At 59.7% G+C, this 12,863-nt stretch carries 6 protein-coding genes; 2 read left to right on the top strand and 4 right to left on the bottom strand.

Annotated elements, in window-relative coordinates; genetic code table 11:
- The first annotated feature begins 199 nt into the window (after positions 1-199).
- Complete coding sequence (locus LOC68_RS03395; protein ID WP_230215787.1) at positions 200-871, top strand: GNAT family N-acetyltransferase; 672 nt, start codon at positions 200-202, stop codon at positions 869-871.
- Positions 872-934: 63 nt separating this feature from the next.
- Here the strand turns inward: LOC68_RS03395 and LOC68_RS03400 are convergent, their stop codons facing one another.
- Together LOC68_RS03400 and LOC68_RS03405 are read right to left on the bottom strand one after the other, a co-directional pair.
- Positions 935-2,221, bottom strand: a complete 1,287-nt coding sequence (locus LOC68_RS03400; protein ID WP_230215789.1) for a hypothetical protein — start codon at positions 2,219-2,221, stop codon at positions 935-937.
- Between the two features lie 216 nt (positions 2,222-2,437).
- Entirely contained in the window at positions 2,438-3,472 is a 1,035-nt protein-coding gene (locus tag LOC68_RS03405; RefSeq protein WP_230215791.1) for a DUF3500 domain-containing protein, read from the bottom strand.
- An 801-nt stretch (positions 3,473-4,273) separates the two neighbouring features.
- Between LOC68_RS03405 and LOC68_RS03410 the strand changes: the two genes are divergently transcribed.
- The gene (locus LOC68_RS03410; RefSeq protein ID WP_230215793.1) at positions 4,274-10,864 is read left to right on the top strand and encodes a beta strand repeat-containing protein; all 6,591 of its coding nucleotides are present in this window, start codon (positions 4,274-4,276) and stop codon (positions 10,862-10,864) included.
- Between the two features lie 239 nt (positions 10,865-11,103).
- Here LOC68_RS03410 and LOC68_RS03415 read toward each other — a convergent pair whose 3' ends face one another.
- Both LOC68_RS03415 and LOC68_RS03420 read right to left on the bottom strand, forming a co-directional pair.
- On the bottom strand, positions 11,104-11,862 hold the full coding sequence (locus LOC68_RS03415; RefSeq protein ID WP_230215795.1) for a nucleotidyltransferase domain-containing protein: 759 nt from the start codon (positions 11,860-11,862) through the stop codon (positions 11,104-11,106).
- A complete protein-coding gene (locus tag LOC68_RS03420) occupies positions 11,859-12,806 on the bottom strand; it encodes a nucleotidyltransferase domain-containing protein (protein WP_230215796.1) in 948 nt (315 codons plus the stop codon). Before LOC68_RS03420 ends, LOC68_RS03415 begins: the two co-directional genes overlap by 4 nt.
- Positions 12,807-12,863 lie beyond the last annotated feature (57 nt).

Genomic DNA, 12,863 nt, shown 5'->3' on the forward strand with positions numbered 1-12,863 from the left:
CAGAAGGGTTATACGGCTTCGATACATGAAGAGCCTCCGGGATGGCAGCTTTTTCAACTTGCTCTCGCTAGAATACTGGCGAAGACTTCGAAACCGCGATTCTGGTTGCGACGGGAAATGCCAAGCAGTAATTCATCTCGCCCGCCAAACGCGACAACGATCTTGAGTTCTGTCCAAGCCCTCCGGGAAAAGCCGCGCCATGCTTCCGCCTAACTACAGCATTCGACAAGTCGCCCCGAAGGATTACGAAGCGATCATCGAGATTTGCAAGCTGGTTTATCCCGCGGAAACCCCTTACACGCTCGAAGAGCTCGAAGACCATCGACAGGTCTTTCCACAGGGTCAGTTCGTGGCGGTCGAGAACAGCCGAGATGAAGTAGCGGGAGTCCACTTCACGCTGCGGCTGCGGTTGCTCGATTTTCACATTGACGACTCGTGGGATATTCTCACTTCCGGCGGATCGTTCCTGGATCACAATGCCGACGGGCATACTCTTTACGGCGCCGACATCATGGTCCATCCCTCGCATCAACACCACGGGCTCGCCCACGCGTTGACCGATCAGGCTCGATTCCTGGTGCAAGAGGAAGGACTCTGGCGATTGGTCGGAGCTAGCCGCTTGCCGGGCTACGGCCAACACAGCTCGGACATGAGCGTCGAAGCTTATGTCGAGGAAGTCGTGGCGGGAACTCGTTTCGATCCCGTACTGAGCATTCACCTCAAAGATGGTTGGACGGCCGTGAAACCGATCCACGGTTACTTGCAGCACGATCCCGACAGCGCAGGTTGGGCCGTCGTTATTCAGTGGGTGAATCCCGATTGCCCTCCGCCGCCGGAATTCGATTTGTCGAAGTTAGAGTCGGAATCGTAAGCCGGAATCCAACGGATTCCACTGGCGGACGCATTCCCTTGCTGGCGCTGCGGGCTAGCGTTATTACGGCCCTGCCGTTAGTAGCTTATGGCGTTCCAGTTCCAGCGGGAAGTCGGCGTAGGTTCGCAGGCTCGTCGCCTTGGCGCCCATGACGCGGACCTGCGGCGTGTTTCCCTTGGCGGGTCGATTGACTCGTTTTTCTTCCAGGTCGGTTCGCTTTTCTCGCCGCGCGAGATTCGCCTTCACGTCCTGCGTCTCTTTGATGTCGGTTTCAAAGCGCCGGTTCGATTCGGCACGACTCGCTCGGACGGCGTCGCGGCGCTGCGTGAGTCGGTTTCCTTCCGCCAGAATGATCTGGTTGTCGCGCTGGTATTGCCCCAGCAAGATTTCGGCTCGGGCCATGTCGCGGCGGAGATTCTCTTTGCGGCGAGGATCTTTCGTTTGATCAAATTCCGACTGCATCCGATTCAGGTCGTCGGTCACGTTTAGAATTTCGCGGCGAACGACCGACAGCTGCACTTCCAGCCGGCTGATCGCGTCATTGAGGGGCGCCTCCATCTGATTGAAGGCCTGCATCTCTTTTTCGTACTCGCTACGGAGCCCATCGAGACGCTCCTGCGCTTCAAGCTGATCGACTTCGAGCCGTTCACGCAGGTTCGCGAGATCCTGCTTCTCCTGCTCCTTCGCCATTTTTTGGTCTTCGACCGCCTGATCACGGGCCTGATCACCTTCCGTCGTGAGGTTCTCAAACTCCAGCGTCACTTCGTCGTAGTTGTTCTTGAACTCGACCGCGCGGGCGCCGACCATCAGCTTGTCGATCTTGCCGCGGACCAGCTTTCCGACTCCCTTCGAAACCTCTCCCGACGCCGGACCATCGAGATAGGCGAAGATGCGACCGAGAAACCGCGCCGTGGCCTGCGTCTCCACTTCGATCGCATCATCCGCCTCCGTCGGGCGAATCGTGTCAGACATCGCATCGATCTTCAGCAGGGCAGACTCCGACTTCTTTTGCAGCACGTAGAGCCAGATCAGCGCTCGCCAGGCGACTTGGTTGTCAGGATGGCTGGTCGCGACGCTCTCGAACAGGGTCGTCGCCTCCTCGTACTTGTGATGCTTGATCAGCACCAGGCCGAACGCCGTATCGAGCGATTCCCGATCGTCCGCCGAGCCGATGAACGACGCGCGAGCCTTGCGAGCTTTTTCGAGCGAATCCGGCCCGATCGCCCATCCCCCCTCCAGAATCTCAGAGACGCCGCTGGAAGCGGCCGCGAAGCTGGGCGAGGCCAAAGTCAACAGAAGCAGACCAACGCCGCAGGCAGCCGCGATCGGACGAGTGAATCGAGCGAGCATCTGCACGCCTCTTTTCTGGAGAAGATTGCCGAGAAGACCTTCTGTCATGTTAGGGACAACCGGGCAAACTAGCAACAAAACGACGCTGAAGCCTGCGACTTAGCGAATTGGGCAACTTCTGCCGCGATACGGCGTCCCCTTCGAACGAAAAAACGCTGCGGATCGATGTCGATCCGCGGCGTTTCAAGTTTTGTCATCTTTGGCCTGCGATCGAAGCTATTCGATCGGCAAGGCAAAGTCGCCCGCCATGTCGCGGAAGATGCAGTGGACGTGGTTGGCGATGTTGCCGGCGACGTCGGGTTGCGTGTTGACCAGTTCGATCACGAAGCTGGGACCTTGCACGCGGTAGTAATGACCAACGCCCGGCTTGGTCGCGCCGGCCCAAGCGAAGTGAACTTTGTCAAATCCGCCCGCTTCGATTTGCTGCAAACGATCTTCCGCCACATCGGCCGGCATCGCGGCGCAGTAGACGTCGATCAGACCGCGGAGCAATTGCTGCTGCGAAGCGCTCAGGTCCTTGGCGGCGACCCCAACCGGCGCGTCGGTCGGCGCGTGCGCCTGACCCGGGTTACGAATCTCGGCCGGGGCCTTCGGCGCGATCACCGCGACCTTGGCTTGATCGGCCGACAGGCTGTTGACCAGTTCAAACGCGATCGTCTCTTCCAACTTCAGAATGCGATACCCCTTCGGGAACTTGTCCGAATAGTTCTCTTTCAGCTCGGCCGGATTGGTGCACAGCGCTTGCGGCGTCGACGAGATCACCTTGTTCCCTTCGACGACGAAGTTGAGCGACAAGTGATGCCCTTCGAAGCTGAAACCCCAACGCGCGTCCGCTTTCGGCTCGCCGAAGATGGTGACGTAGTAGCGATACGGATCGCGAATCGGGCCCGACTTCTGCAGTTGCTTCAGCAGGTTTTCGAGGTCCATGATTTTGGTCGTCTTGTCGTAACCGACGTCGCTGAGCGCCGACTTCAGGAGAGCGTAAGCCAACTTGCGTTGATCTTCGCTCATGTCGCCGATCTTCAAACCTTTGCGTTCGTCTTTCGGAATGAAGTGCCAATCGACGCGCTTCGGCGAGTCGTAGTCTTGCAAGGCGACCCCTTTTTCTTCGCCGCTAAGCGAAGCGAGAAACGCATTGGCCGCAACCGCCATCGCGGTACCGGTCGTCGCCGGTTTGAACAGCGCGACGCCGACGGCGGTCATCGAGAAGGCAAGAACGAGAGTCAACGCTAGGTAGGCAGGTCGTCGCATGGCGGGCTCTTTGTGGAGGGAAGATACATTAGCGGAATCGTATGCATCATAACCTGCGGCGACTGCGAAATCTACGCGTCGCCGCAAGGTCGCCCCCCTTTTTGCGCATCGGGAAAAACCATCCGAGATTTCCCTGATTTCTCGGCGAACCGGGCCTAAACCAGGGACGTACCGTATCCCAATCCCCAACCGAAAAGCCCAGCCAACCAACCGCCAGACGCACACCCCGGCCGAACTCCGCTCGAAAGAGCGGTCCCAACAACAGCAAGACATATATATATCTACTACATTGTTATAATCATGAAAAAATACCACACAGGGCCTTGCACATCTCATATCGCACTGATTAACCTATCCCTCGTCGCAAATCGTCGTTACTGAGAACGACAGGGCAAGCGACGACTTCATTGCCAGCGCCAGCTTAAGGAACCAAAAGCGCAGCAGATCGCAAAGGATGCTATCGCCATCGCTGCCGCTTTTTATCGCCGCGCCGAACTGACCAGAAGCAGAAGGAGCTCCCCCAAATTCAGTTCACAGCGCACTCTCGCGAATGATTGCAACGCGTGCGTTTCTTTGCCGTCGGATGAATCGCTTCGAGCGTGGATGAACCGCCTGGAGCTTTTCAATTCTTTGCCCATCCGCCTGATTCCCCCAGTCTAACTGCGCACGTTGCGTGGCCGGCTTTAGGGAGATGGTCTGCGCGGATGGCGCCGCTACCCAATATTTCTTTTGCCATATCTATTTGAAGGATTCGATATGACGATGAAGAATAAGAATCGCATGCGCCGTAACGCATTCTCTATGGGTTCTGAACGCCTGGAAGAACGCCGCGTGATGGACGCGTCGGCGCCCAACTTCGATCTCTCCGGCGTCGAGCCCGAAACCGCCTATGTGGGCGATCAATATTCGCTCGACCTGATGTCGGCCGGGGGAACCATTAGTGAAGGTCAGTTCACCTTCGTCCTTGATCCCGATCCGGATCAAACCCCTTCTGGCGCCACGATTTCGCCCGATGGCGTCCTGAACTGGACTCCCTCGATGGATCAGGTCGGCTCGCACACGATTCGCGTGATCGCGATGAATAACGAGTCGCCGATGAAGGGGGACTTTGAGTCGATCACCATCGAAGTGCAAGTCGGCTCGCCGACCGTCGATCTGAACGGCGAAGACGCCGAAGGGCTCGATTTCCAAACGACCTTCCAATATGGCCAAGGTCCGGTCAGCGTCGCCGACAGCGATATGACCGTCGCCGATCCGAACAACGAAACGTTGATGTCGGCCACCGTCACCATCACCAACCTGGCCGACGGCGCCGCCGAATCGCTGCTGGTTGACACCGAAGGGACGAGCATTACCGCCGAGTATGCCGACGGCGTGTTGCAACTGACCGGCGAAGCTTCGCTCGAAGAATACCAACAGGTCCTTCGTTCGGTTCGCTACAGCAACAGCAGCTCGACGGCCGACGTGACCCCGCGCGTGATCGAGTTCACCGTAAACGACGGCGTCTCGGACAGCGAAGTGGCGACCAGCACGGTCAACGTCAATCTGCCGCCGAATCTGGCGACGATCGCCGATCAAACGCTCGACGCGGGAACCGAACTGATGTTCGAGATCTCGGCGACCGATCCGAACCCAGCCGACGAACTGTCGTTCATGATCGATCCCGAATCTCCTACCTTCGTTTCGTTGATCCAGGAAGTCGGCAGCCGCACCGCGCAGCTGTTGCTCACGCCGGGGATCGACGTTACGCCGGGGATCTTTTCGATTTCGATCCTGGTGTTCGACAACGCCGGCTTGGCCGACGTCGAATCGTTCTTCGTCGAGGTGACCGCCAACGAAGCGCCGGTTTCGCTTGATGACGCCTACATGACGAATGAAGACGTCGCACTGAACGTCGCGGCGCCGGGCGTGCTGGAAAATGATACCGACGCCGATGGCGATCCGATCGTGGTCACCGAAGTGAACGGCGAAGCGGCCAACGTCGGGACGCAGATCACGCTCGACTCAGGCGCCTTGCTGACGCTCAACGCCGACGGCAGCTTCGACTACGATCCGAACGGCATGTTCGCGTCGCTGGCCGAAGGGGAGACCGCCGAGGAAACCTTCACCTACACCATCGCTGATATCGCCGGTCAGGTGAGCACCTCGAGCGTCGTTATCACCATTGCCGGCGTCAACAATGCTCCCGTTAGCGCCGACGACGCCTACGAAACGACCGAGGATACCGCCATCAGCATCTCGGCGCCCGGCGTGCTCGAAAATGATACCGACGCCGATGGCGACAGCCTGACCGTTGTCGACATTAATGGCGAAGCGGCCAGCGTTGGCACGCAAATCACGCTCGACTCGGGCGCCTTGCTGACGCTCAACGCCGACGGCAGCTTCGACTACGATCCGAACGGCGCCTTCGCCAGCCTGACCGAGGGAGAATCGGCCGAGGATAGCTTCACCTATACCGCCGCCGATAGCAGCGGGTTGATGAGCACCTCGACCGTGGTGATCGCCATCGCCGGCATTGATCATACCCCGGTCAGCGCCGACGACGCCTACGAAACGACCGAAGACACCGCGCTCAACATTTCGGCGCCGGGCGTACTCGAAAATGATACCGACGCGGACGGCGATAGTCTGATGGTCGTCGATATCAACGGCGAAGCCGCCAACGTCGGGACGCAGATCACCCTCGACTCGGGCGCCTTGCTGACGCTCAACGCCGACGGCAGCTTTGATTACGATCCGAACGGCGCCTTCGCTGCTTTGGCTGAGGGAGAAACCGCCGAAGAAAGCTTCACCTATACCGCCGCCGACAGCAGCGGTTTGATGAGCACTTCGACCGTTATCATTACGATCGCCGGCGTGAACAACGCCCCGGTCAGCGCCGATGACGCCTATGAAACCGCCGAGGACACCGCCCTCAACATTTCGGCGCCGGGCGTACTCGAAAATGATACTGACGCGGATGGCGACAGCCTGACCGTCGTTGACATCAACGGCGAAGCGGCCAATGTCGGCTCGCAAATCACCCTCGACTCGGGCGCACTGCTGACGCTGAACGCGGACGGCAGCTTCGACTACGATCCGAACGGAGCGTTCGCTTCGCTGGCCGAAGGGGAAACCGCTGAGGATAGCTTCACCTACACCGCCGCCGACAGCAGCGGGTTGATGAGCACTTCGACGGTCGTCGTTACCATCGCCGGCGTCAACAACGCTCCGGTCAGCAGCGATGACGCCTACGAAACCGATGAGGATACGGCCTTCAATATCGCCGCCCCGGGCGTTCTGGAAAATGATACCGACGCCGATGGGGACGCCCTGACGGTCGTCGACATCAATGGCGAAGCGGCCAATGTCGGGACGCAGATCACCCTCGATAGCGGCGCCTTGGTCACCTTGAACGCGGACGGCAGTTTTGACTACGACCCGAATGGCGCCTTCGCCAGCCTGGCCGAGGGAGAAACCGCCGAGGATAGCTTCACCTATACCGCCGCCGATGGCATCGGTTTGATGAGCAGCTCCACCGTGGTGATCACCATCGCCGGCATTGATCATTCCCCGGTTTCGGCCGACGACGCTTATGAGACGTCGGAAGATACCGCGCTGAACATCGCCAGTCCGGGCGTTTTAGAAAATGACGTCGACGCGGACGGCGACAGCCTGATGGTCGTCGACATCAACGGCGAGCCGGCCAACGTCGGTACGCAAATCGCGCTTGATTCGGGCGCATTGCTAACGCTGAACGCCGACGGCAGCTTCGACTACGATCCGAACGGCGCGTTCGCTTCGCTGGCCGAAGGGGAAACGGCCGAGGAAAGCTTTACCTATAGCGTTGCTGACGGCAGCGGCTTGATGAGCTCCTCGACGGTCGTCATTACCATCACCGGCGTCAACAACGCCCCAGTTGGAACCGACGACGCCTACCAGGTTGAGGAAGACTCGACCTTGAATATCCCGGCGCCTGGCGTGCTGGAAAATGATACCGACGCCGACGGCGATAGCCTGACGGTGCTCGAAATCAACGGCGAACCGGCCAGCGTCGGGATGCAGATCACGCTCGACTCGGGCGCGCTGCTCACCCTGAACGCCGACGGCAGCTTTGATTACGATCCGAACGGCATGTTCGCGTCCCTCTCTTCCGAGGAAACGGCCTTCGACAGCTTCGCCTACACGGCGACCGACAGCAGCGGATTGACCAGCAGTTCGATGGTTTCAATTACCATCCTGGGGGTCGACCATGCTCCGGTCTCGTCGGACGACGCTTATGAGACGTCGGAAGACACCGCGCTGAACATCGCCATGCCGGGCGTGCTGGAAAACGATACCGACCTTGATACCGATAGCCTGACGGTGCTCGACATCAATGGCGAAGCGGCCAGCGTCGGGACGCAAATCATGCTCGACTCGGGCGCACTGCTGACCCTGAACGCCGACGGCAGCTTTGATTACGATCCGAACGGCATGTTCGCCGATCTGATGGAAGGGGAAACGGCCGAAGAAAGCTTCACCTATACCGCGACCGATAGCAGCGGCCTGACTAGCACTTCGACCGTCGTCATCACCATCACCGGCGTCGATCACGCTCCGGTCAGCAGCGATGACGCTTACGAAACCGACGAGGATACCGCGCTGAACATCGCGGCGCTCGGCGTGCTCGAAAACGACGTCGACGCCGACGGCGACGTGTTGTCGGTGCTGGAGGTGAACGGCCAATCGGCCGCGGTCGGTTCGCAGATCACGCTCGATTCGGGCGTGCTGCTGACGCTGAACGCCGACGGCAGCTTCGACTATGACCCGAACGGAGCGTTCGCTTCGCTGGCCGAAGGGGAAACCGCCGAGGAGAGCTTCACCTATACCGCTGTCGATGGCAGCGGTTTGACGAGCACCTCCACGGTCGTCATCACCATCACCGGCATCGATCATGCTCCGGTTTCAGCCGATGACGCCTTCGAAGTCGCGGAGGATGAAATGCTCAGCATCATCGCCGCCGGCGTGCTCGATAACGACACGGACGCCGATGGCGATTCTCTCAGCGTCGTCGATGTGAATGGCGAAACCGTCTCGGTCGGTTCGCAAATCACGCTCGATTCGGGCGCCTTGCTCACACTGAACGCTGACGGCAGCTTCGACTACGATCCGAACGGCTCGTTCGCTTCGCTGGCCGAAGGAGAAACTGCGGAAGAGAGCTTCACCTATTCCGTCGCCGACGGCAGCGGATTGATGAGCACCTCGACCGTGGTGATCACCATCACCGGCGTCGATCATGCTCCGGTAACGTCGGACGACGCCTATGAGACGGCGGAAGACGCGCCGCTGAGCATTCCCGCCGCCGGCGTTCTCGAAAATGATACTGACGCCGATGGCGATAGCCTGATGGTCGTCGATATCAACGGCGAAGCGGCCAACGTCGGGACGCAGATCACGCTCGACTCGGGCGCCCTGCTCACGCTGAACGCCGACGGCAGCTTCGACTATGACCCGAACGGCGCGTTCGCTTCGCTGGCCGAAGGGGAAACCGCGGAAGAAAGCTTTACGTACACTGCGACCGACAGCAGCGGACTGACCAGCACTTCGACCGTGGCGATCACCATCACCGGCGTGAACCATGCTCCGGAAGCGGTAGAAGACTTCTACGAAACGACGGAAGACGTCGTGCTGAACGTCGAAGCGCCGGGCGTGCTCGGCAATGACCTCGACGCCGATGGCGATAGCCTGACCGTGGTCGAAATGAACGGCCAGGCCGCCAACGTCGGAGTGCCGATCATGATCGAATCAGGCGCGCTGGTCACGTTGAACGCGGACGGCAGCCTGGTCTATGATCCCAACGGCAGGTTTGCGTCGCTCGCCGAAGGAGAAACCGCTCCCGACATGATTACCTATGTTGTCGCCGACAGTTCGGGGCAGACCAGCTTCGGCGTGGTTCGCATCACGATCACCGGCGTCAACAACGCTCCGGTCACCGCCGACGACGGCTATGAAACGGCCGAAGACGTGGTGCTGAACGTGCCAGCGCCCGGCGTTCTGGAAAATGACGTCGACGCCGATCGGGACGCTTTGTCAGTCGTCGAGGTGAACGGCGAAGCGGTTAGCGTCGGCTCGCAGATCACGCTCGACTCGGGCGCCCTGCTTACGCTGAACGCGGACGGCAGCTTCGACTACGATCCGAACGGCGTCTTCAATGACCTGGTCGATGGAGAAACGGTGGAAGACAGCTTCTCGTATACCGCGGCCGACGGCAGCGGACTGACGAGCACTTCGACCGTCGCGATCACCATCCAAGGGGTGACCAATTTGATCGTCGAAGCCGATGAGTACGTCACCGACGAGGATAGCCCGCTGTCGATCTCCGCGCCTGGCGTGCTGGGGAACGATACCGGCGCCGCGTCGATCGTCATGGTCAACGGCGAAGCGGTCAATGTCGGCGCTCAGATCACGTTGGCCTCCGGCGCCTTGCTGACGGTCAATGCCGACGGCAGCTTCGACTACGACCCGAATGGATCGTTTGAAGCGCTCCGCGCCGGCGAGCAGACGCTCGATTCGTTCAGCTACGTCGCCGATGACGGCAGCGGAACGACCGACGTCGGTACGGTTTCGATCGTGGTCAACGGCGTGAACGACGCTCCGATCGCTGCGGACGATGCGTTCTCGACCGATGAGTCGACCGCACTGTCGATCGTTCCGGTTGGGGTGATGTTTAACGACACCGACACCGAAGGAACGCACATGACGATTTCGGCCGTCAATGGCGCTCCCGCCGACGTCGGCGCTCCGATCGTGCTCGCCTCCGGCGCGTTGCTGACGCTGAACGCCGACGGCAGCTTCGACTATGATCCGAACGGCATGTTCGACGACATGTCGAGCGGCGAAACCGCCACCGATAGCTTCACCTACACCATCAGCGATGAAGATGGCGGCGAAGATACGGCGACGGTGACGTTGACGATCAACGGATTGGATACCGACAACGGGACCAATCTGCCCCCTTTGAATCATGTCCCCGGCACGCAGACCATTGCCGCGGGACTCTCCTTGGTCTTTGGTTCAACCAATGGCAACGCCATCTCTGTCAGCGACCCTGACGCGGCTGGCGCGTTCGTCCAAGTGACGATTTCGGTTCAACACGGCACGCTGCAGTTGGCTTCGCTCAACGCCCAGCGAATCATGTTGGTCGGTTCGTTCGAGCAGATCTCGCATCTGATGGACGGCCTGGTCTATACGCCGAACGACGGCTTCACCGGCACCGATACGTTCACGATCAATTCCAATGATCGTGGAGCGACCGGCACCGGCAGCCCGCGTAGCGATATCGACACCTTCGATATCGTCGTCACGCCGTCCGAAGCGGTCGAAGAAGTCTTCGCCGACTCGGAACTGCTCGACGACATGCTCTTCAGCTAACCCTCGGGTTCCAACGGAGAAGCAGAGCAGGGGAGCAAGCCGCAAGGCTTGCTCCTTTTTTATTGTCCCACCTAGCTGGCGTTCCCCTCATTAGTAGCCCGAAGCGCCAGCGAGGGAAATGCGGTTGGCCTACTTCTTAGGCCCGGCGAGCTATCGGAGCACGAATTGGCGAGTGCATTCGCGCTTCGCTATCAATCATTTGCTTGCACGCGCATTTCCCTCGCTGGCGCTTCGGGCTATTATTGCGCCTGCTTCAACCGTACGCGTACCAGCAAATCGTTCAGCGCTCCGTTGGCCGACGCATTCTCTGGCAGCTGGCTATGCTCGCGCGCCTCTTCCAGTTCCCACGTCAACCGCTCGTACTCTTGCTGGTGCAGCGCCAGATCGGCGGCCGACAGGGTTCCCTTTTCCGGGCCTTCCAGTTTTCTGGCGATCAGCTCCGGCAGGTAAGGCAACTTGGCTTCTTCATTCAGATGAAGCAGATTCGCTTCGATCTGGCCGGTTCGCATCAAGTGGATTCCGGTCAGCAGAACGCGATAGACGTACAGCAGCGGCTTGACCCGCGGCGGGTCTTCCTTCTTGAATAACTTCCACTGCGTCGCGGCGAAACCGAGGTAGTGGTGCGCATGATGCCGGGTGATGCAGCCCGGCGCCAGCGCCTTCAACTCTTCATGCTCCGGTGTCGTCTGCACGACCAGCGGCGAAAGCAATTGCTCCAGCACGTAGCCGTTCTTCTTCAGCATCAGCAGGAAGAATTTTTTGACGTCGTGCGTCACCAGGTCGATCTCGAGCCCGTCGTGGATGCCCGACTTTTCGACCGTCTCGTCCGCTTCTCGTAAGCCGACGACGTCGGTGAGCGGCAACAGGTGAATCCCGCGCAGGTCGAAGTCGGAGTCAGGCGACGGAAATCCATACAAATGGGCGCCGCTGATCGTCGTAAACAGCAGAGGGTAAGGATGTTGTTCGACTTGTTTGTAAAGTCGGGGTTCGATGTTCATGGCAACTCTTCCGCGAGCGCCGCCTTGCGCGCTGCGATCAAAAATGCATTCGCTTGTTCATAATCGGGACGCTCCGGCAAACAGGTCGCTTGCAGCGCGGCGTCAAACTCCGCATGCAGCTGACGACGCCAGGCCTCTGTTTCTTCCCACGGCAATTCTCCCCGCTTGATCGCGAGCAACCGCTCGCGGTGCGGACCGACGTCAACCGGCACCGTTTCTTCCTGCAGCACCCGAATTCCGCTGATCAATAGCCGAATCAGGTGCATCACATGCTTCCACTTGACCGTTCCTTGCGAGCGGATATCGCTTTGCATCTTTTTGAACTGCGACATCGCGTAGCCGTTGTACGTCTGGTACACGAGTCGCGACAGGAAAATCGACCGCATGTCGAGCAGTTGCTGTGCGAGCGGCGTCGCCTTCTCGACCAGGGGAGAATAGAGGCACTCCAGCACGTTCGGGTTCGCCTTCAGCGCAAGAACGATGAACTTCTGCAGTTCCCAATACGCCTCTTGCGACTCGTCCAGCTCCAATTGCTCCGGCACGCCGTAGAGCGACCATTGCAACTCGGCCGGCGGGATATAAAAGCCGCGGCGGTCGATGTCCGACGCGTCATCGGCCAAGCCAAACGCCTGCGAGCCGACAATGCAGCGAAACGCGACCCGGTTGAGCAGATCGCCAGGATCGGCGGCGTTACGAGCGCCGATGGCGCCCTCTTTGTGCTTGGCCAACAGCGCCAGCTCGCTCGGCGGCAGCGACTCTTCAAAACCGTCCGGGAAGCGGATCCGATAGCTATGCTGCAAATCGACCGGCGACTTCACCACCACGCCGACCGCGCCGCGCGGATGCAGCGTTCGCCCGTTCGGCCCGACGATATCGCGCAGCGCCACAACTTGCGTCCCCGGCGAGAAGATCAGATTCGGATGATAGTGAACTGGTTGAGCCACGATTGGATCGCTTCCAGGAAAAGAAACATTGGTCTTCGGGAGGAGAATATACCACGC

Origin of the sequence: Blastopirellula sediminis (genome assembly GCF_020966755.1) — a bacterium.
Classification (GTDB): domain Bacteria; phylum Planctomycetota; class Planctomycetia; order Pirellulales; family Pirellulaceae; genus Blastopirellula; species Blastopirellula sediminis.

What these genes read in the sequence shown, in the direction of transcription:
- LOC68_RS03395 (WP_230215787.1), top strand. Translation starts at nt 200, where the DNA reads ATGCTTCCGCCTAACTACAGCATTCGACAAGTCGCCCCGAAGGATTAC.
- LOC68_RS03400 (WP_230215789.1), bottom strand. Translation starts at nt 2,221, where the DNA reads ATGCTCGCTCGATTCACTCGTCCGATCGCGGCTGCCTGCGGCGTTGGT.
- LOC68_RS03405 (WP_230215791.1), bottom strand. Translation starts at nt 3,472, where the DNA reads ATGCGACGACCTGCCTACCTAGCGTTGACTCTCGTTCTTGCCTTCTCG.
- LOC68_RS03410 (WP_230215793.1), top strand. Translation starts at nt 4,274, where the DNA reads ATGGGTTCTGAACGCCTGGAAGAACGCCGCGTGATGGACGCGTCGGCG.
- LOC68_RS03415 (WP_230215795.1), bottom strand. Translation starts at nt 11,862, where the DNA reads ATGAACATCGAACCCCGACTTTACAAACAAGTCGAACAACATCCTTAC.